16 protein-coding genes and 1 pseudogene are annotated in these 19,496 nt (G+C 60.2%); 10 read left to right on the forward strand and 7 right to left on the reverse strand.

Features of this window, described 5'->3' with window-relative positions:
* Nucleotides 1-71: 71 nt before the first annotated feature.
* From AC1Z32_RS30820 to AC1Z32_RS30830, 3 genes are all read right to left on the reverse strand, one after another.
* Nucleotides 72-1,472, reverse strand: a complete 1,401-nt coding sequence (locus AC1Z32_RS30820; protein WP_483482617.1) for an FAD-binding oxidoreductase — start codon at nucleotides 1,470-1,472, stop codon at nucleotides 72-74.
* Nucleotides 1,473-1,619: 147 nt separating this feature from the next.
* Nucleotides 1,620-4,946 carry a PAS domain S-box protein gene (locus AC1Z32_RS30825; RefSeq protein WP_483482618.1) on the reverse strand — a complete coding sequence of 1,109 codons (3,327 nt, stop codon included), beginning with the start codon at nucleotides 4,944-4,946 and terminating at the stop codon, nucleotides 1,620-1,622.
* A 550-nt stretch (nucleotides 4,947-5,496) separates the two neighbouring features.
* Complete coding sequence (locus AC1Z32_RS30830; protein WP_483483352.1) at nucleotides 5,497-6,408, reverse strand: CHAD domain-containing protein; 912 nt, start codon at nucleotides 6,406-6,408, stop codon at nucleotides 5,497-5,499.
* A gap of 245 nt (nucleotides 6,409-6,653) precedes the next feature.
* Between AC1Z32_RS30830 and AC1Z32_RS30835 the strand changes: the two genes are divergently transcribed.
* A complete protein-coding gene (locus AC1Z32_RS30835) occupies nucleotides 6,654-7,022 on the forward strand; it encodes an NUDIX hydrolase (RefSeq protein WP_483482619.1) in 369 nt (122 codons plus the stop codon).
* Nucleotides 7,023-7,134: 112 nt separating this feature from the next.
* Here the strand turns inward: AC1Z32_RS30835 and pstS are convergent.
* Nucleotides 7,135-8,095: pseudogene (pstS, locus tag AC1Z32_RS30840) on the reverse strand (phosphate ABC transporter substrate-binding protein PstS).
* Nucleotides 8,096-8,337: 242 nt separating this feature from the next.
* On the opposite strand from pstS, the gene AC1Z32_RS30845 reads away from it, so the two are divergent.
* Both AC1Z32_RS30845 and AC1Z32_RS30850 read left to right on the forward strand, forming a co-directional pair.
* Nucleotides 8,338-9,183: a hypothetical protein gene (locus AC1Z32_RS30845; protein ID WP_483482620.1), complete on the forward strand. Its 846-nt coding sequence runs from the start codon at nucleotides 8,338-8,340 to the stop codon at nucleotides 9,181-9,183.
* Between the two features lie 251 nt (nucleotides 9,184-9,434).
* Nucleotides 9,435-10,976 (forward strand): CYTH and CHAD domain-containing protein, encoded by a 1,542-nt coding sequence (locus AC1Z32_RS30850; RefSeq protein WP_483482621.1) that lies wholly within the window; start codon nucleotides 9,435-9,437, stop codon nucleotides 10,974-10,976.
* A 99-nt stretch (nucleotides 10,977-11,075) separates the two neighbouring features.
* Here AC1Z32_RS30850 and AC1Z32_RS30855 read toward each other — a convergent pair whose 3' ends face one another.
* The gene (locus AC1Z32_RS30855) at nucleotides 11,076-11,507 is read right to left on the reverse strand and encodes an OsmC family protein (RefSeq protein WP_087043139.1); all 432 of its coding nucleotides are present in this window, start codon (nucleotides 11,505-11,507) and stop codon (nucleotides 11,076-11,078) included.
* Between the two features lie 556 nt (nucleotides 11,508-12,063).
* Here AC1Z32_RS30855 and AC1Z32_RS30860 point away from each other — a divergent pair.
* From AC1Z32_RS30860 to AC1Z32_RS30875, 4 genes are all read left to right on the forward strand, one after another.
* Nucleotides 12,064-12,207 carry a hypothetical protein gene (locus AC1Z32_RS30860; RefSeq protein ID WP_483482622.1) on the forward strand — a complete coding sequence of 48 codons (144 nt, stop codon included), beginning with the start codon at nucleotides 12,064-12,066 and terminating at the stop codon, nucleotides 12,205-12,207.
* A gap of 1 nt (nucleotide 12,208) precedes the next feature.
* Nucleotides 12,209-13,549, forward strand: a complete 1,341-nt coding sequence (locus AC1Z32_RS30865; RefSeq protein ID WP_483482623.1) for an NAD(P)/FAD-dependent oxidoreductase — start codon at nucleotides 12,209-12,211, stop codon at nucleotides 13,547-13,549.
* Between the two features lie 991 nt (nucleotides 13,550-14,540).
* Nucleotides 14,541-15,422, forward strand: coding sequence for a type II TA system antitoxin MqsA family protein (locus AC1Z32_RS30870; RefSeq protein WP_483482624.1), 882 nt, complete (start codon nucleotides 14,541-14,543; stop codon nucleotides 15,420-15,422).
* Between the two features lie 11 nt (nucleotides 15,423-15,433).
* The gene (locus AC1Z32_RS30875) at nucleotides 15,434-15,913 is read left to right on the forward strand and encodes a hypothetical protein (protein WP_483482625.1); all 480 of its coding nucleotides are present in this window, start codon (nucleotides 15,434-15,436) and stop codon (nucleotides 15,911-15,913) included.
* Nucleotides 15,914-16,001: 88 nt separating this feature from the next.
* On the opposite strand, the gene AC1Z32_RS30880 is transcribed toward AC1Z32_RS30875, so the two are convergent.
* Nucleotides 16,002-16,178, reverse strand: a complete 177-nt coding sequence (locus tag AC1Z32_RS30880; RefSeq protein ID WP_483482626.1) for a hypothetical protein — start codon at nucleotides 16,176-16,178, stop codon at nucleotides 16,002-16,004.
* Between the two features lie 311 nt (nucleotides 16,179-16,489).
* Nucleotides 16,490-17,161 carry a hypothetical protein gene (locus AC1Z32_RS30885; RefSeq protein WP_483482627.1) on the reverse strand — a complete coding sequence of 224 codons (672 nt, stop codon included), beginning with the start codon at nucleotides 17,159-17,161 and terminating at the stop codon, nucleotides 16,490-16,492.
* Between the two features lie 273 nt (nucleotides 17,162-17,434).
* Here AC1Z32_RS30885 and AC1Z32_RS30890 point away from each other — a divergent pair, with 273 nt between their 5' ends.
* The 3 genes from AC1Z32_RS30890 (at nucleotide 17,435) to AC1Z32_RS30900 (ending at nucleotide 19,472) form a co-directional block, all read left to right on the forward strand.
* Nucleotides 17,435-17,821: a hypothetical protein gene (locus tag AC1Z32_RS30890; RefSeq protein ID WP_483482628.1), complete on the forward strand. Its 387-nt coding sequence runs from the start codon at nucleotides 17,435-17,437 to the stop codon at nucleotides 17,819-17,821.
* Nucleotides 17,818-18,081 (forward strand): hypothetical protein, encoded by a 264-nt coding sequence (locus AC1Z32_RS30895; RefSeq protein WP_483482629.1) that lies wholly within the window; start codon nucleotides 17,818-17,820, stop codon nucleotides 18,079-18,081. The genes AC1Z32_RS30890 and AC1Z32_RS30895 overlap by 4 nt, the downstream gene beginning before the upstream one ends.
* Before the next feature lie 266 nt (nucleotides 18,082-18,347).
* Nucleotides 18,348-19,472 (forward strand): tyrosine-type recombinase/integrase, encoded by a 1,125-nt coding sequence (locus AC1Z32_RS30900; protein ID WP_483482630.1) that lies wholly within the window; start codon nucleotides 18,348-18,350, stop codon nucleotides 19,470-19,472.
* Nucleotides 19,473-19,496 lie beyond the last annotated feature (24 nt).

Consider the following 19,496-nt stretch of genomic DNA (forward strand, 5'->3'; position numbering starts at 1 on the left):
GCAGAATTTCGGCCCATGCGAGCACATGCATTGCGTGCGTGACAGCCAGCGACCGCTTCTTGCAGAAGCAATCACCCCTTCGATTCGTGCGCGCCCGGCGCGGGCGCGATATTCGGGTTCTGTCGAAACAGGTTCGCCGGGTCGTACTTCGCCTTGATCGCGGCGAGGCGCTCCAGTTTGGTTCCGTATGCAGCCTGAAGGCCAGCGCTTCCTTCGTCGCCGCCGAGATAGTTCACATACGCGCCCGGCGCTCTGTACGGCAGCAGTGCATCCAGCAGTTCACGCGTCCAGGCGATGTTCCGTTCGGCATCTCCGGCGTCGGACCACGCGGACGTGACGACCATATTCCACGGCCATTCGCGATGTCCGAACGCAGTCGCCGATTCGGAAACGCGACTCCACGCGCTGTTCCCGTAGTGCTCCAGGACGATCACCGTGTGACGCGATGGCACCCGCGCGAAAGCATCGACCACGACGGCGATCGCTGCATCGTCGAGTCCTTTGAGATAGCTCGATTTCCAGTAGCCGTGCAGACCCGGCGGCCACAGCGCGTCCGCCATGCGTTGGGCTTCGTTGTATGGCATGGGCGCGAACTTGTCGACGAGAGGCGGGCCATATTCGCGCAACGCCCGAAGCGCTTTTTCGCCTTCTTCGACCGGACCGGCATAAACGCCGCCGAGACCCGCGACCGGTGCGCCGCGCAATGCAGGAGGCAGCGATGGATCGTCCGGCATGTGCAGCAGAAGCGCGCCGATCGTCGATTCCTCCGATGCTTCCGTTTCGAGATCTCGCCATCTGCGAATGGCATCCGCCGCTGCACTCGCGGGATGCAGCACGATGCCAGCGAGCACGGTTCCGGCTGGATGGACCTTGAATTCGAACGAAGTCACCACGCCGAAATTGCCGCCGCCGCCACGTATCGCCCAGAAGAGATCCTCGTTCTCGTGGCCGCTGGCGTTCACCACGCGACCGTCGGCGAGCACGACTTCGGCGCTTTGCAGATTGTCGAGTGCGAGTCCATGCTTACGGACCAGCCAGCCGAGGCCGCCGCCGAGCGTCAGTCCGGCGACGCCCGTGATGGAGACGAACCCGCCCGTGGCGGCAAGGCCGAACGGCTGGAGCGCATCATTCACTTCGCCCCAGTTGCAACCGCTTTGCGCACGCACGGTGCGCGAAGACGAATCGACGGTTATCGCTTTCATGAGCGACAGATCGATGACGACGCCGCCGTCGCATACGGCATATCCGGCAACGTTGTGACCGGTGCCGCGCACCGCAAGCGGCAAGTCGAGCTCGCGTGCGAACAGCACGGTCCGTGATACGTCGTCGGCGTCGACGCAGCGCGCGACCAGCAAGGGACGCCGGTCGATCGAGACATTGAAGACACTGCGGGCCTCGTCGTAACGCGGATCGCCGGGCTCGATGAGCTCACCTCGAAAGCCGGCCTGCCGAAGTCTGGAGGAATCGATCATCGCGTTCTCCATTTGCAAGTTCTTTGTCACCTCCACGATAGTTCACGACCCGACCGTAGTCCAAGGCGTGCGTGACGGTCAAACCGGCATCGATGTAATTGCGCGTTGACATAAAGCACGTTGACTTCGAAGCGCAGGGGGCGCAGTTTAGAGCGACGTCATCGCCAGAATCTTTCTCAGTGAGGTCATCGCAACTGGCCACTCCAAGTGGTGCTCGAAGCCAGCGCTGCGGGCGACGATCTTGTCGTGCGATTGACATGTACCGCTCATCGCGATGTATAGCACGTGCTCATGCGGATGCAACGCGCGCAGTTGCCGTGCGAGCGCGTAGCCATCCAGACCGGGAAGATCGGTACGAATCAGGACGGCGTCCGGATGCAGTTCGCTTGCGCGCCCCAGCGCGCAGGATCCGTCGGGGCACAGCGCGACCGTGTGGCCCTCGGACCGCAGCGCTGCAAACAGGGCTGCATCACCGTCCTCGGCGTGATCGATCAGGAGAATGCGCAGGGATCGGGCGGCGGCCTGGCCGGTGTGCGGCCTTGCCGTGCACGCGCCGTCCCGCGGCAGCAGAGGCAGCGAGACTCTGAATGTGCTGCCCATGCCGCGCCCCGCGCTGCTCGCGGCGATATGGCCGTTGTGGAGCGCGACGATGCTCTTCACGAGCGCGAGGCCGAGACCGAGGCCGCCTTCGCTGCGGTCGGGTGTACGCTCGGCCTGGCTGAACAGCTCGAATACATGTGGCAGCAGAGTCGCGTCTATGCCAATTCCGTTATCGGCGACGCTGATGTCGATCTGGTCGCCGCGTACGCGCACCGTGAGCGCGATGCGGCCGCCTTGCTGCGTGTATTTCGCGGCGTTGTTCAGCAGGTTGGTCAGCACCTGGATCAGCCTGATGCGGTCGCCCAGCACGATGACGTCTCCGTCGCACGAATCCAGCACCAGATCTTGCCTGCGCGCCTCGATCAACGGCCGCGATTGCTCGATCGCGCTGTTGACTACGAACGCTACGCTCACCTCCTCCTTCTCGATCGACACCAGACCCCGCGTGACGCGCGACACATCCATCAGGTCGTTCACCAGGTCCGTCATGTGTTTGACCTGCCGGTCGATGATCTCGCTGGAGCGCCTGATGTTCTCGGGGTTTCGCTCCCCCATCCTGAGCAATTGCGCCGCGGTGCTGATCGGCGCGAGCGGATTGCGCAACTCGTGCGCCAGCATCGCAAGAAAGTCGTCCTTGCGCCGGTTCGCCTGCTGTAGCTCCTCTTCGGCCTCGCGTTGCAGAGTGACGTCGGTGTTCGTGCCCAGCCAGCGCAACACACGACCGTGCTGATCGCGGATCGGCATGGCGCGCGACAGGAACCAGCGATACTGACCGTCTGCGCCGCGCAGCGGAAAGGTGTCTTCCCAGATGCACTGATCTTCGACGATCTGCTTTCGGTAGCGCTCGACCACGCGCTCGACGTAGTCCGGGTGGTGCACCTTCGCCCAGCCCCAGCCCCGCATCTCTTCGAGCGTGGTGCCGGTGTATTCGAACCAGCGGTTGTTGTACCAGAAGATGAACCCATCGCTGTCGGCCATCCAGGCCAGTTGCGGAATGTTCTCCGCGAGCGTCCGGAAGGTGAGCTCGCTCGACCTGAGCGCTGCTTCGGACTGCTTCAATTTCCCGATGTCGAGGATGTAGGCGATGCCTTCGTCTCGCGAACCCTCGAAGTTCGCGGCGCCCATGTACACCGGCACGCGGCTGCCGTCGCGGTGGAAGTACTCTTTCTCGATGGGCTCCATCCTGCCGGTCGCCCCGAGGCTGGCCCGGGCGCGGCGGTCTGCTTCGTCCCATTCGGGCGGGGTGAGCGCACGCCAGGACAAGCCGTGAAGCTCGAAGTGTTCGCGCGAGTAGCCCAGCATGTGCAGGAAAGCGTCGTTCGCTTCGACCACGGTACCGTCGAACCGATAACGGATGATGCCGATGACGTTGGACTCGACGATGGTGCGAAATTTCGATTCGCTAATGCGGCGCGCCTCTTCGGCCATCCGCTGACGGGTGACGTCGATGACCGCGCCGGACATATGCCGCGGCTCTCCCTCGGCATTGGCCGCCACCGTGCCGCGTGCCTGCATGAAGCGGATGGACCCGCCGGCCTCGCGGATGCGAAACTGCGCGTGATAAGGCTCTCCGGTACTCAGCGACCTGTCGATGCCAGCGCGCACGGCGCCCCGGTCGTCCGGGTGCACGACATCGAAATAGGCGGCCATCGGCGCGGAATCGGCGGCGTCCTCGGCAATGCCGAACATCGCTGCCAGGTTGCGATCCGCGTGGACGCGATCGGCCGCAATGTCCCATGTCCAGGTGCCGATCTCCGCGGCGGTCAGCGCGGCTTCCAGGCGCGACTGCGTATCGCGCAGGGTGGCCTGCATCACGATGCGTTCGTGAATGTCGGTGCTCGTGCCCATCCAGCGCACGATCTCGCCGTCCTCGTTGCGCACCGGGAGCGCGCGCCCGAGCCGCCAGCGATATTCGCCCGAGCGATGCCGGAGCCGGAATTCGGTCTCATAGGGTTCGCCCGTCGCCAGGCTGTGTTGCCAGCGCGCCTGCATGGCCGGCTGGTCGTCGGGATGGAGCAGGCCCGCCCACACAACGCCGTCGGCCGAGCCTTCCGGCACGCCCGTGTAGTCGTACCACTGACGGTTGAAATAGTCGTGAAAGCCGTCGGGACGCGTCGACCAGACGAGTTGTGGCATGGCGTCCGCGATCGTCCGAAACTTCGCTTCGCTTTCGCGGATCGCCCGTTCGGCTTGCTTGCGTTGCGTGATGTCCCGGTAGAACACCGCCAGGTTGTCGTCGAAGGGATAAGCCCGGGCTTCGATCCACATGTCCTTTCCGTTGTGGCGGTAGACCTGTTCGACGCTCATCTGGATACGTTCGCGCATCGCCCGGCGGTACGCATCCGCCAGCGGCAGGTTTTCGGATCCGGGCCAGACCTCCCAGTGAGTCCTGCCGACGATGGCCGAGCGCGGTCGGCCGTCGATCCGCAGCGCTTCGTCGTTGATGCGTCTGATGCGGAATTCGCGGTCGAGCAGGACGAAGCCCTCATCGATCGACTGAAGGATCAACTCGCCTTCGCGCAGACCGTCGACGCCGGTGTCGTCCGGCGGATGCGCGCCGAGGTTGCGTACGAGCGCGAGATATTGAACCGCCCCGCTTTCCGCGATGCGCTTGAGCGCCACTTCGCAACGGATGGGAGCACCGCCCTTTCCAAGAAAACGCTTTTCGTATGCTAGTTCGGAATGCTGATCTTCCAGCAATCTGGTTCGTGCGGAGTCGTCGCGCTGACGGTCCTGGCGCACCGTCAGGTCGCCTACGCGCAGGCGCCGCAACTCGGTCGCGCCGTAGCCGACGAGTTCGCAGAACATCCGGTTCGCAGCGAGGATCGTTTCGTCCTCGGAATACAACAGCGCGGCGCACGGAATCAGTTCCACCAGGCGCGACGACTCGGAAGAAGCGGCTCGGTCTAGCGCAGATTTTGCAGCACTCGACTGCACCATGGAACTTGCCCGATAAAGACGGTCGTGTGTAGGAATTTCATCGGCCCGGTCGTATTTCAAGGCCCATTGCAACCGGCGTGTACCGCAGCAATCGCTCAGCGGGGCCTGAATGCGTTCGTAGAGCAAAGGCTAGCAAGCCTCGTTCCTCTACGCACTGCATAGCTGGAGCAATACGATTTGCGAATCATCCGCATCACGGTTGTCAATTCGGCGATCTTCGAACAAGGGCACTCCAGCCACGACATCGAGGTCGGCGGGCAGCTTCGTGGTGTGTGCGTGATTCCGACGAAGTTCTCGCCGCTCGACGTGCGGCCACACGGCGGCAATAGCAAGAATCCGTCGAAGCCAAGTGTTTCTCACCCGCCGGTGGACGACCTATGGCGAGCACGAAGAAGACGGCGGTCAGCGTCGAGCAGCCTCAATTTTTATTCGGCATCCTCATATTCCACGGCGATTCCAATCAACGCCGAATGCTCGGCGAAGATCAACCAGCGATGGCTCGAACCCGCCGTGATGCTGCACGCATTTTTCTACCCTTCTGCTTTTCCAACCATTGCAGCGACTCCTGCACGACCTCAGGAGGAACCTCGTTGAATGACGCGCTGCGAATCAGCGCCTCGCTTGCAGCAATGTCGTTGAACAGTCCCAGCTTGTTCTGCACGGACGTCAAGTCCTTGATCGTTCGATCGTGCCCGCCTTTGATAACGGGTTGAAAAAACTCGAGCAGGTATCTCAGCTTTTTGCCCGCCTTTCGAACATCGTGCAGATTCTCCTCGTGGGGAATCTCGCTGCGCGCTGCGCGCCTGCTTCGCTTTTGAAGTGCGCGCTGAGCAAGACGAACGCGCTCCTCGGCGAATGCCCGGATAGGAAGACCGTTGCAGCGTGACTCCAGCGTGGTTTGCGCGCGAAGCAAGACATCGTTCAGGAACGACTCGACATGGTCGCTTTTGATCATCGTCTGGCTATGCACCACCGCTTGCGCGCGCTTCTCACGCGCCGCGGCCACGAGCAGCGCGATCGATGCGCGTGACGCCTGGGCGGATTTCAGGAGATCGCCCGCGATGTCCCAATCGCGCGTTCCGCCCGCCAACGCGGCAAGACGCTTGAATTCTTCGGTGGCTTGCGCGGTCGCTTCCTCTCCGAGATAAGGGGAGTACGCCCAATACAAAGCACGAAGCTTTCTGAAGGCGACCCGAAGCTGATGAAACCCCTCGGCATCGCTCTGGGTGGATAGCTCTCGCGCCCTTCGCACTGCCTCGGCTACAACCGGCGTAGCCAGTGATGAGAAGGTTATGGCGATGGAGCTCGTCTTCGAAAGTGATGAACCCGCTGAACGCTGGTCGATTTTGAAGAGAGTGTTTGGCCGTGGCAACGGCCACTCACCATCCATATCCATTGGCGCCTCGCGTCGGACAAGAATATATTTTGTCCAGACCTTACCATACTCGACCTCGCGCAATGCGATCTTTGTGACGGTTTGATGAAGCACTTCGAAAGTGTGGCGCCTATACCTCTCTCGCTTCACGACATTACCGGGCTTGCGCTGTTCTGTATTAGCATGCCTGGCTAATCAGGCACTGCCCGATACGCTGGCGCATCCAGCGCGCCTCGAAAATCCTGAAGCATACGTGGGAGTTCGTTTTGAAGAAACGCGCCACCGTGGTCTGTCGCAGAGGCAAGCGTATCCTCCTGGTCGCGCGCAGTGAATCGAAATGGGCTTTGCCTGGCGGAATACTCAAGCGTGGAGAACATCGTACGGACGCCGCGCTTCGGGAACTCAAAGAAGAAACGCGGCTTTCGGGAAAGTCAGCCAAGCATCTCTTCGACTTCCGCGGCAAGCAGAAGCACCATCACGTGTTCTTCTGCGAAATCTCGAATCGCGCCAAAGCTCGCCCGAGTAACGAAATAGCCAAGTGCCGCTGGGTGCACCTCGACGATATTCCTCGCCTCATGACGAGCAGACCGACAACCGACATCGTTAAGCTCATGAGTCAACAGCGCAGGAAGTAGTCGCATGTCCAGTCGATGCATCGACATTTTTTCCTGCAATCCTTAATACATCCAATGTTATAGCCCCTGTTCGTCTGACGGCGGCATAACGATCTCGTGGCCGCTCGCAGCTTCACTTGATATTCTCGTCCCAGTACGCCTCGATTTGCTTCACAAGGGCGGGCGGCAATGACACATAGTGTTCGGCGTCGGCATCGGCCTGTCCCTGGTTGAGCGCCCATCGGAAGAACGCCAGCGCGGCTTTCGACGCAGCCGGATCTTTCGCCTCTCTCGGCACAAGGACGAACACAACGCCGGCAATCGGCCATGCGCCGGCGCCGGGGGCGTCGGTCACGATCTGGTAGAAGTCGGGTCGCTGGGTCCAGTCCGCCGCGGCCGCAGCCGCGCTGAAGCTCTCGCGCGTAGGCTGTACGAAAGCGCCGCTTTTGTTCTGCATGGCCGTATAGGACAGGTTCCGTTGCAGCGCATAAGTAAGCTCGACATAACCGATCGAGCCGTCAACATTTCTGATGTACGTCGCAACACCATCGTTGCCGGTTGCGCCGACTCCGGTCGGCCATTTGACCGTCGTACCGGCGCCCACACTACTTTTCCACGCCGCGCTGGACTGCGACAGAAAGCTCACCCAGTTGAACGTGGTGCCGGAACTCTCGCCACGGTGCACGACGGCGATCTTGAGATCAGGAAAGCGGATTCCTGGATTGAGCGAGACGATCGCCGGGTCGTTCCAGCTGACGATCTTGCCCAGATAGATGTCGGCGAGGAGCGGTCCGGTCAGGCGAAGTTGGCCAGGTCCGACGCCCGCGAGATTCACGACGGGCACGACGCCCCCGATCACGACCGGGAATTTGAGCCAGTCCCGCCGCCCGAAGTTCGTCGGGTGCGAGCGGCATGTCCGAAGCACCGAAGATAACTTTCGCGGCCTTGATCTGCCTCACACCGTTTCCTGATCCGGTGGGCTGATAATCAACCCGTTGACCCGTCTTCGTGTGATACGTGGCCGCCCATTTGAGCAAAAGCGGGTAGACAAACGTGGAGCCGGCTCCGGATATTTCCGCGGAGAACGCTGTCATCGCGTGGCATACGACGGCGCAAAACGCGATGGCCCGGAGCAGATGCTTCGAACCGGCCAGTGTCCTGTTCATCGTCGCTTGCTCATTGAAAGCCTTTCGCGGTGAAGGTCCACGGGTTCAGGAGCGTTCGTGATGCAATGATCCGGTCACGCCCTCGAACTTGCTGTCTCTGATCTGAGAAGCTTCTGGCACTTTTTCCCAATGCCCAACGAGATTCGAAACCTGCTAGCAATGCGAACGAAGTGTCCATTGCACTTGACGCGGCCCGCAGCGATTGCGTCGAAAACTCGCCACGGATCGCCGGCAAAGGGTTAATCTTTCTTCCCCGCTCGTTTCGAGAGGATGTCATGTGCCGAACCGATGTCATTGCACAGAGCAAGTGGCTTGCGGATGCGCGAGAAGAGATCGCTGCAGGACTTCGATCATCCGACGACGCCTGGCTCAAAGACATGAGCTTGCGCTGGGGATGCCGTCTCGCGATGCTGGTGGCCGATTTCGGCGTGCGGGTCATGCTGCACCATGACGGCATCAACATGCGATTGGCTCTCGATTCCGCGAGCGGACGTTCTGCGCACGACAGGCTATGTCCAAGCAATGACACCGCGGGAAATCTCGCCTCCGCGGCGTCGATCAAACTTCCGAGGTTTGAGGAGATTGCGCTCGCTACGGTGGAAGCGAACGCCTCAACGGAGATCGATCCGCACATGGACAAATGCATCGACACTATCCTCACGTGGCGGCAGATGGTCGACGCAACCAGAAATTCGACACCGCAGTCCGCAGACTCCTACATCAGTCAGACGTGCCAACCGCTCTTGAGGCAGTTCATGGGGCTCGCATCGTGTGCCACGGCCGGAAGGCCGTTCGAACTCTGTCGTGAAGGTGACTACGAGGACGCATGGTGTGAGTTCGAGCATTTCTGCATCGATCCGTGTGCCAGGCCGGCAACGCCTTGGGGGCAAAAATACCGCAAGACGCAATGGATCGAGTTCCGTCAACCGAGCCAATATGCACGACAAGACGCGCTGCCCGGATTCAATCGATGGGCGTCGCGCCATACGATGATCACGGAAAGCCCTTTGCCCTAGACAAAGCAGGCCGCTTTCCTTTATTCGACCGCCGAGCCACCGCGCAAGCCGGTGCGCGCGCGAGCACGGAACAACCTGCTCCGAATCTCCGTAGTGCCACATGTCATCAACGTCCGGAGTACGGCGAAATCGCACGTGCCTGCGCCGCTTTGCCGCCCTCAGAGGCTCGTAAGTCAGGCTAACGGCAGATCCGAGAACGTTTAATGCTTACATCGTGAAAGTCTCTTGTGCCCTCGCTCGATGGAGGAATGATGGAAAGCGAACTCAAACTACAGGTATCAGCGGGTAAGGCGAGCCGGGTCCTGCACGCTCCAGCGATCAGTCGGCTATTGGTTGACCCGGCCACGAGCCACGAGCTCACGAGCACCTACTTCGACACGCCCGACTTGCACTTGCATAAGAACGGTGCCTCGCTTCGGGTGCGGACCGGCGGCGCCCAACGCTTACAGACGCTCAAGCTGGACGGGACCGTCAATGCCGGATTCTTCGAGCGAGACGAATTCGAGAGCCCTGTGAACGGAGATTCGCCGGACCTCGAACAATTACAACGGTTGATTCCCGCTCGTAACAAGGGCCCGAAGCTTCTCAAGAATGAGGAACTCGCGTCCCAGCTTCAGCCGCTGTTCGTTACGCGTGTCAAACGATCCACCGCGGTGCTTCGACTGCCGCAGGAAACAGAGGTGGAGCTTGCGGTGGATGACGGTGTCATCGAGGCTCAAGCCGCTTCTACGGCGATTCACGGCGTCGAGATGGAACTGAAAACCGGCGCGCCCGAGCAGCTTTACGAACTGGCGCTTTCGCTGCTCGAAGATATTCCTCTGCGCATCGACTACATGAGCAAGGGTGACCGAGGATACGAGCTGCTCGTGCAGGAGCACCGGCCGCCCGTGCGAGCAAATCCGCTCAAGCTCAAGAGGCGCTATACGATTGAAGAGGCGTTCCAGCGCATTGCGAAGAACTGCCTTGCGCAGGTCCACGGCAATGAACGGGGCGTGGTGTCGGGACACGATCCATCGAGCGTGCATCAGATGCGCGTCGGGCTGCGTCGATTGCGCTCGGCGCTGGACTTGTTCGCGGATGTGATCACGGCCCCGGCGGAATTCGATTCGGAACTCAGATGGATCGCCGGCGAACTCGGCGGCGCGCGCGACTGGGAAGTCCTGGCAGGAGCAACGCTTGATCAGGCGTTCGATTCGGTCAAAGACGGTGAAGACGCGAACGCGACCCGGCGCGCCGCCAAGGAGCGTGCGATCCAGAATCGCAAAACGGCTGCGGCGGCGGTCGATTCGGTCCGCTATACCCGGCTCGTGCTGAGGCTCACGCTTTGGATCGAGACAATGGGATGGCGTAATGGACAGACCGACGACGAGCGCAAGCGGAGTGCGAAGCGAGTCGAGAAGTTCGCCGACGCGACCTTGTCAGCCCGTCACAAGAAGCTCCTCAAGCGTGGCCGCGGTCTCGCCGAACTCGACGACGAGACTCGGCATCGTGCGCGCATCGCCGCAAAGAAAGTTCGATATGCGACGGAGTTTTTTGCGTCGCTGTTTCCGCGTCGGGCCGTCAAATCCTATGTCAGTGCGCTCAGCGAGCTTCAGGACGACCTTGGCTGGCGTAACGACATCGTTGTTGCGGATGAGTTGCTTAAGTCGCTGGCAACGACAAAGCCCGAAACCGCCTCCGGAGCCGGTTTCGCACGCGGCTATTTTGCGTCGCGGGTCGCCGAGGACCACGATTCGATGAAGACGCTGTGGAACAGATTCAAACGGCTGTCGCCACCGTCTTCCCGTTCTTGAAGCGCATATCGCGCGTCGCTGACGAAGAAACCACGCGCAAGAAAAACGCGGACGGCTGAAGCGCCCGTCCGCGTTCGCTCGAGTGCCGCTTGCGTCGGATCAGGAAACCAGTTCCGCGTTCAGCGTGATCTTCGTATTGCCGGCGAACAGCTTCGACACCGGACAACCTTCCTTCGCGGCCTGCGCGGCCTTGTCGAACGCGGCCTTGTCCGCGCCGGGAATCTTCGCTTTCAGGTCGAGCTGACACGCGGTGATCGTGAAGCCGTCGCCGTCCTTGTCCAGCGTGACCGTCGATTTCGTTTCGAGGCTCTCGGCCTTCATCCCCGCCAGTTCGAGCTGCAGCGAAAGCGCCATCGTGAAGCAGCCCGCATGCGCCGCGCCGATCAGTTCTTCGGGATTCGTGCCCGGACCTTCCTCGAAGCGCGACTTGAAGCCGTACGGCGCTTCGTTGAGCACGCCGGTTTGCGTCGAGATGAAACCCTTGCCGTCCTTGATGCCGCCGCTCCATTTTGCCGATGCTGTCTTTTGCACGAGAGTTCTCCGAAAGATGAAGTGGAATTGCGATGACCGGCGCCGCATGCGCCGTGCCCGATCCGATGCGAGGCGCGCGCCCGATGACGGTTGCGGTTCGACGCGCTGCCGCCTTTTCGAAACGCCTGAACGGTTTCGGCGAGCGCGTCGTCGTGCATCGTAGCGGATCGCGAATGCGGACGCAGAGAGCCTGCGAAACGGCTTATGACGTTCGGACTATGCCGGCCCGAGCGCCTTGTCCGGCAATGGTTTGCGTCCGTTCGAGGACCACGCGCCGCCACTTGGCAATTTCATTCGTATGGTCAAAGACGAACGATTCACTTAGCATCCTTTCACCCGCCGTTCTGGCCGGCGCGCGATAAGGCAAGCGTTGCACGTGCACGGGTACGGCATCGCTTTTCGCATCTCCGGGCAAAACGATATGAACGCAATAGCGCAACCGAAAACGCATCAGATCGGCAGCTGGTCGTGGCGAGTGTGCTGTCTGTGGAGGATGTCTGCCGGAGCGTGAATTACAGCTCACCCGAAGATCAATCCGATCGATGAGAAGTACGAGATGTTCAAAGCGATCGCCAGACACTCGATGCGCTTGCGCAGCGCGCGTGTCATCGCGGACTATCGCCTGAATCGGCATGTCGGCCATGCACTCGCTTCGGAATCCACGGATCTCGCCCTGACCGTTCTAAAAACCACCACATAGCATGGGACCACCCACCGAACGCATCACCGAAGACCGCACGCTTCCCGATCACGTCGATGTCGTCATCATCGGCGGCGGCATCATCGGCATCAGTACCGCGCGTGCGCTCGCCGCGAAAGGCCTGTCAGCCGCGGTCTGCGAGAAAGGATATATCGCGGGCGAGCAGTCGAGCCGCAACTGGGGCTGGTGCCGCGCGACGCATCGCGACCTGCGCGAGCTCGAGCTGAGCCTCGAAAGCCTCAAGCTCTGGCGGCGCATCGATGCGGAGCTCGGCATCGACACGGGCTTTCGCGAGTGCGGCATCCTCTACGCCGCCGACGATGCCGCCGCCCTCGCCGATCACGAAGCATGGCTCACGCGCGCCGTGGCGCTCGTCGGGCGCGAAGCGCTCGATTCGCGCATCGTCTCGCCCGAAGAAACCGCTGCGTTGATGTCGGGCACCGCGCGGCGCTTCGCGGGCGGCATCCACACGCCGAGCGACGGCCGCGCGGAGCCGCAGCGTGCGGTGCCCGCCATGGCCGCCGCGCTGCGCGAACGCGGCGTCAAGGTGCTGACGCCCTGCGCGGTGCGCGGCATCGAGACGAGCGGCGGCGCGATCAGCGGCGTTGTCACCGAATACGGGCGCATCGGCTGTGCGAGCGTGGTCGTCGCGGGCGGCGCGTGGACGCGTTACTTCGCGGGCAGCGTCGGCATCGATGTGCCGCAGCTCATGGTGCGCTCGTCGGTCATGCGCACTTCCCCGCTCGACGGCGGGCCGGAAGTCAGCGCGTGCAATCGGGAGATGGGCTATCGCAAGCGTCTCGACGGCGGCTACACGATCGCAAACGCGTTTCACAGCTATCACGACATCACGCCGGACAGCTTTCGTCTCTTCGGCAAATTCCTGCCCGCGCTGAAGAGTCAGATCGGCTCGATCAAGCTCGGCGTGAACGCGCGCTTCTTCGAAGAATTCCGCCGGCCGCGGCGCTGGCCGCTCGATCGGCCGACCGTGTTCGAGACGGCGCGCACGCTCGATCCCGCGCCCGTCGAGTCGTTCAACGAGGCCGCGGTCACGGAGTTCCGCAAGCTCTTCCCGGCGCTCGCTCAGCCGCGGATCGAACAAGCCTGGGCCGGCTATATCGACGTCACGCCCGACGCCGTGCCGGTGATCTCGGGAGTCGAGCGCAGGCCGGGGCTGTTCATCGCGACGGGCTTCTCAGGCCACGGTTTCGGCATCGGGCCCGGCGCGGGCAAGCTGATGGCCGACCTCGTCGCGAACGACGAGCCGCTCGTCGATCCGCGCGCGTTTCGCCTGTCGCGTTTTTTCGACGGCAGCAGGATCGAGATCGACGGAGGGTTCTGACGTATCGCCGAGGCGCCCGGTCTCCGTCGGCACGCGCTACCATACGGGTTTCGCGGCCGTCGCCCACGCGCGACGTTCGCCCGGTTCAGTCAAACGGCGCACGTGCGCCGTTCGCATTTGAGGCTCCCAATGGCATCCACGCCTGTTCTCTACATCGACGTCTGGTCGGAGAATGTGGCGAAGTTTCGCGGAAAGCCCTGCCGCGCCAAGGCTTGCGCCCGATTCGCCACCCTCGAAAGACGCACAAGATTGCATAATGATGCCCCTGCTAAATCAGTAGGTTACAAGCCCGTTTTGAACGAAGCAGCGCAGATCCGAAGATCGACGCCGTCAGTGTGATCGACCCGACCGATTTCGAACGGTCGAGACGCATTTAGAAGGAAGATCGCGCGCTTTTTGCGGCATGTGTAGCATCCATGTGGCGCTCTATGTCTGTTATTAGTGCCGGAAAGACGTGCCAGGAACGCCTGTTCTGTTCAGTCGCGGTAGCGCCTAGATCGCCATCACAACGCGCAGTTCTCGGGGCCACCAATGACGAAACGTACGACGGTATATAGTGGCGGGAATGTAAAAAACCCACCCCGGGAACGAACGCGACCTTTACCTAACTAACCATAGTGGTTAATATTCCACCAAAAAAGCCGTTATACCCACTGGAGACCGTGCACGAGTTGGCTACTGCGGGCTCTTTCGCCCTCGCCAATTCTTCGGCGAGAATCCGATTTACAGAGTACGGATGGACGACGGCGACGATGCGGCAATTTTTACTCTCATTGACCATCGATCACTATCGAAAGCCCTATTTGCAGATGCGAGCGTTCGACGGACGCGCGCTCATCGACTGCGACGGATACGAACTGTGTTTCGACGAAAGCCGCGGTTGCGAGGGGAACCAACAGACCCACTGCACATTCTTCGCAAAGATCGGCCTGCATGACGTGCGGGCGAGCCAACGGATTGCCGTAGTGTCCTTTCACATGTGATGGCTAACATGACTGACTTTGACTTTTGCCCATGCTGCGGCAGCGATCGAGCGACGGAAGAGTTGTTCGGCGATACCGTGGAGTTCAAGGGGGCCACAATTACGGCAGAGGGGCTTCGCCAGATGCGATGCGCCGAATGCTCTTACGAATTCGAAACTCATGCACAGCACGATTCGAACGTCAAGTTGTTGAACGCAGCCTTCGAGGCGAAGCGAGCTGCGGTCAAACATGACCTGGATCGGCTCCGAGGACATGAGATCAAATGCATCCGGCAGGATCTAGGGCTTACGCAGCAACAGGCTTCCGCGCTTTTCGGCGGAAGCGTGAATACATTTTCTCGGTATGAAACCGAGGACGTCGTGCAGCCCGCAGCAGTGGACAAATTGCTTCGCCTCGTCGCGCACCTTGGAAGAGAGGGCCTTCAGTTACTCCGAGAGTCTTCAAAAACCACTGCAGTACGCAAGTCACACGTCGCTGAATCTGCGTCGGCCGCTGCCAAATACGTCCGTGCAACCCCGGGACACAACCCGGTCGATGCCGTCGAGGTCGCCGCGGTCGCTGCCGGAAGCCCTTCCGTAGTAGATACAGTTGTCGCGATTGCGGACAGCGTCTACATGGGAAAACTCATGACCGGCAACCAAGTCTACGAAGTGAAACCATTTAGACCTACTTACTCGATGCGGGCGTTGAATGAGTTGTTGATAATTAACGATGTCAACGTTGAATCCGTTTGCGTTGGCACTGGCATTGAAGCGAGGACGCTCTTGACTCACGGATATGAGAAGAAGTACCGGACGAGGCCTCTGCCGGCCGTCTCTTCTCCGGAGACGTCATCGCTTCACGAGTTTCAGGTCAATCCTGAAACTGGCGCATTGTTTCGCACTTGCTGAGCGCGATTGACATGACAGAAAAAATGGTTCCCACGCAGGCTCGTTTCTACTTGTGCGATGACATAAGACAGGAGGCTGACGGTAAGCAGTCTATTTTTGGCCTTTATGCTGATGACACGCTGTTCGTCAGTTTGCCCCCCGACGCTCCTGATCCTACGCCCAGCGCTCCGATCCTGATCGAGGGGCTGTCAATCTTGACAGTCTTTAGCGAAGCATTCGGTACATTCTCGTTAGGCTTGCGCATGACCACACCGAGCGGTGCGATTGCGTTTCAGGCAAATGAGGCTGAAATGCCTGCGCAACGCATCGGCTCGTTGAACTTCGGAGCGAAACTACGCCCATTTCCAGTGAGTGAGTTTGGCGAGTACACTTTCGAAATCTTCCTTGACGGCGTTGCATTCCCTTTCCGATTTCGGATCAAACGACAGCCTCAAACAACAGACGCAACCCATAGCTCCGTCGCAACACACTTTAAGTCTATTCGAACGTAGTGCCAAGTTTCACGTAATTCGTGGCCGGGACGATCAGAAAAGCTGAGCTCCCGGCATGTCAAGGCCATCTTTCTTCGTTCTTCTCGGGTCATACCGGCGTAGCCTCGGTCGCCAGTTCTTCTGACCGGTAGGGGAGCTCGCCGCCATCTCCTTGCTTGCCCACTACATCCATTTTTTCGGCGAATTTCTTCACGTGCACTTCAAGCAAGCTATTCGCGTTCATGCCCAATCGATCGGGCGAGCCGCGGCGGTAGCTCGTGCACATGTGGATCTCCTTTGAGCTGACAGTGTGCCGCAGAGGAGTCCCAGCGCGAAATGGTTGCGCCTAGTGATAGCTCAGGAAAGCGCCGTGTTCGCCCGGGCGCCGAGCTCCCCCTGGGCTTATCGCGCACCCGCTATCCCACGACGTCACCCGATCTAGAGTCCCCCTCTACCAAGCGTTCGAGGAGCGCGCGACTTTTCTCGAACAGTGCTAAGACCTGAGCGCGCTGATCTTGCCGCGCGAGAACGAGGCCGAGCTTGCTGTAGCTCACGAACCACGCCCGAATTTCTCATAGGTCCTCCAGCGCCTAATAGCTAAATATGGGGCCTGGCTAAATAAGTTAAGTAAGCTGAAACCAGTGTGCCGATCAGCGATAGTACAGGCGGCACCAATATGCCAAGGATATCCTTCCATAGATCCGGCCTTCTCCGCGAATCGTTCGACCTCTTTTTAGACAGCTGGAGCAGTGTCTTTAAGGCGAGAGGCGTCGATCCGGACAAAGAATTACGGTTCATCCGCAGCTTGACTAACTTTCCAAACAGCGCAGCAAATGTAAAGGTTGCTGTTTGCCAGAAGACAAATAAAAATGGAGCGAGCCAATTTTTGTCGAGCTCTGCATGAAACGCGTGCCAGAAATTCAACGATGTGTGGCCAACCGCCTCACCAAGAAAATACACGATGAAAACGAGAAAAAAATTGCATCCCGCAATCACCGCGCCGAGTAAGAATGCCCTGCGAATTCGCACGTCGCCTTGCGCAAAACCGAGCCACACTCCCCCAATAACCGGAAATCCTTCGCAAAGAAAAAATACCCACGGATTATCATTAGCCAATTTATAGGCAACATACACGATGATAGAGCCAAACACCGAAAAAGCTACTATGAAAAAATGTAGATAAAACATCCGCGCGCTTGGTTGGCGAGGAATGGCTAACGGTAAGCGTTCGCTCTGCGCGAGTAATTCAAACGTTTTGCTCAGATCCATAACCGCGTCTTCTAAGGTCTGAATTCTCTCGATTAGCGGCTTGAATAATTGAAAGTCCCTGCCACAGAAGCGGCAAACCATCGCGGCGTCCTCGATCTCTTCCGCGCAATATGGACACTTCATCGCCAACCTCCGGCATCACCGATCGTGGTGAGTACGCAGGAAGAGTAGGCAACGCGTCGGCGGATTTCCATGCAAAGGCCGTTATGAAACCGCCATCCTGAACTGCGGCGCGCCGGCAAGAGCGCGGCGCGGGCCGCCGCCGATGTGTCGATGCTCCACTCCGTCGGTCACGCGCTGATGTGGTACGCGTGCGCGTGCGGGCATCGTGAGCGGATCTGGAACAGCCGCAACGGCGGCGCACCGTTCGTCATCCCCTGCCCGTCCTGCGGCGAAGTTACGCTCGGACACGCGCCAGCCGACGACGTCGTCGCTCCACATCACGCACCGCACGAGGGGCAGCGTGTGCTCGTCGACATGACGCACGTGCAAGCTGAAGCGATCGTCGCGCGCATGTTCACGAAGGCGCGCGTGCCGCTCGATCATCCGCGGTTCGCGCCGACCGTCGATGATCTTCTCGCGCACACGTCGGGCGAGATGCCGTTGGTTGCGGTGGCGGGTGATGTTGCGTATTACGCGGGGCGGGAGGTGATGGCATGACCACCCTTGAGGCGTTCGGAGCGCACATCAAGACAACGCCGTGGTATGCGGTGCTGAAGCCGGACGATGGCGCAGCCCTCGACGACGAGCGCGCCTGCACTTATCGCATGGCGCGGATAGCTGCTCATACGGCTTGGATCGCTGCGGAGCATCGAGCGGTGGAACAGGCGGCCTCGCTCGCCGACGACATGCTCAAGCGCGGCGAGAACCCGTGGACAATCGGAGATGCGATCCGTGGACTGCACGACGAAATTCCATGAGGCGCAAAGTGACCAGCAACATCGAAGAATCCATGCGGCTCAGCCGCAATTATTTACTTGAGCGTCAAAATGGCAAGATTGATCCCCGTGTCTGAGTGGGCCGAAGAAGTTTTCGGAGAGCACTGCCCGCACCGCAACACGCTTCTCAACTGGATAAGGGGCGGCAAAATAAGTCCCCAGCCAAAAAAAAATTGGGCACCGCTACTTCTGCGAGCCAAGTGCCTCGTACGAGGATCCATCAGCACGCACTCTAGAGAGGATGATCGGTGGCCGCTAGACGTCGCACGGCGGCACGCCGGACTTGGCCGCCAAACCTCTATCAGAACAGGGCTGGATACTATTGGTTTCGTAATCCTGAAGATGGTAGAACCGTCGGCCTTGGGCGAGACCTCAAAGTTGCGGCTGCCCAGGTCCGCACGGCAAATGCTGAGCTGCTACGCCGACGCGGAGACGTCACCCTGCTGCAGAAGATCGACGGCGGCGACGCCACTCTTGCGGCATGGTGCGAGACCTATGAGAAGGCGAATCTCCCCGCAAACAAGCACAGCGCTGTCGCCATGCGCTCCAACTTGCGAGCCATTCGCGCAGCCAAGTTCGCGGAACAAGCAATCTCCAAGATTCGACCCAAGGACGTTGCAGATTTTTTGCGAGACGTTCGCGATACTCGTGGCCCCTACGCCGCAATACAAACGCGCTCACGACTGGTGGACGTCTTCAGGCAGGCGATCGAGCAAGGGCTTCTAGAGGCCGGAAAAAGCCCAGTCGAGGCCGTCTTCAAGCCGACCTCGACGGTTACGCGTAGCCGGCTGACCCTCGACGAGTACAAGCTGATCATCGCAAAGGCGCGCGAGCAAGGTAAGCACCGCTGGATCGCCAACGCGATCGAGCTCGCGCTCGTTTGCGGGCAGCGGCGCGAGGACATTGCAAAAATGCGCTTCGATCAAGCGCATGACGGCTTCCTATGGGTCGAGCAATCGAAGGGCAAGGAGGGCAACAAATCTAAGCTCCGCATTCCGCTTGATCTCCGTTTGGACGCTCTTGGCGTGACTCTCGGCGATGTTCTCAAACGCTGTCGAGACACCGTAGTGCCAAAGCACGCGATTCACTATATCCGCAAGAGTGGCAAAAGCATGCCTGGGGATCCGTGCACACCCGGAAATCTGAGTTCGAAGTTTGCCGCCATACGTGACGCCGCGGGCGTCGTGCCGCCGGAAGGAAAAAGTCCGCCGTCATTCCACGAGCTGCGTTCGCTCGTCGCGCGCCTATATACCGAGCAGTATGGAGCCGACTTCGCGCAGGCGCTGCTCGGTCACAAATCGGCCGAAATGACCGCGCTATACCGCGACAGCCGCGGTCGGGAGTGGACTGAGGTCAAGGTCAAAGTCGGCTAAAATTTTGGACGATGTTTTGAACGA

Source organism: Caballeronia sp. 11_S32 (genome assembly GCF_056930355.1).

What these genes read in the sequence shown, in the direction of transcription:
- AC1Z32_RS30820 (WP_483482617.1), bottom strand. Translation starts at nt 1,472, where the DNA reads ATGATCGATTCCTCCAGACTTCGGCAGGCCGGCTTTCGAGGTGAGCTC.
- AC1Z32_RS30830 (WP_483483352.1), bottom strand. Translation starts at nt 6,408, where the DNA reads ATGGATATGGATGGTGAGTGGCCGTTGCCACGGCCAAACACTCTCTTC.
- AC1Z32_RS30850 (WP_483482621.1), top strand. Translation starts at nt 9,435, where the DNA reads ATGGAAAGCGAACTCAAACTACAGGTATCAGCGGGTAAGGCGAGCCGG.
- AC1Z32_RS30860 (WP_483482622.1), top strand. Translation starts at nt 12,064, where the DNA reads ATGTTCAAAGCGATCGCCAGACACTCGATGCGCTTGCGCAGCGCGCGT.
- AC1Z32_RS30865 (WP_483482623.1), top strand. Translation starts at nt 12,209, where the DNA reads ATGGGACCACCCACCGAACGCATCACCGAAGACCGCACGCTTCCCGAT.
- AC1Z32_RS30870 (WP_483482624.1), top strand. Translation starts at nt 14,541, where the DNA reads ATGACTGACTTTGACTTTTGCCCATGCTGCGGCAGCGATCGAGCGACG.
- AC1Z32_RS30875 (WP_483482625.1), top strand. Translation starts at nt 15,434, where the DNA reads ATGACAGAAAAAATGGTTCCCACGCAGGCTCGTTTCTACTTGTGCGAT.
- AC1Z32_RS30880 (WP_483482626.1), bottom strand. Translation starts at nt 16,178, where the DNA reads ATGTGCACGAGCTACCGCCGCGGCTCGCCCGATCGATTGGGCATGAAC.
- AC1Z32_RS30885 (WP_483482627.1), bottom strand. Translation starts at nt 17,161, where the DNA reads ATGGATCTGAGCAAAACGTTTGAATTACTCGCGCAGAGCGAACGCTTA.
- AC1Z32_RS30890 (WP_483482628.1), top strand. Translation starts at nt 17,435, where the DNA reads ATGCTCCACTCCGTCGGTCACGCGCTGATGTGGTACGCGTGCGCGTGC.
- AC1Z32_RS30895 (WP_483482629.1), top strand. Translation starts at nt 17,818, where the DNA reads ATGACCACCCTTGAGGCGTTCGGAGCGCACATCAAGACAACGCCGTGG.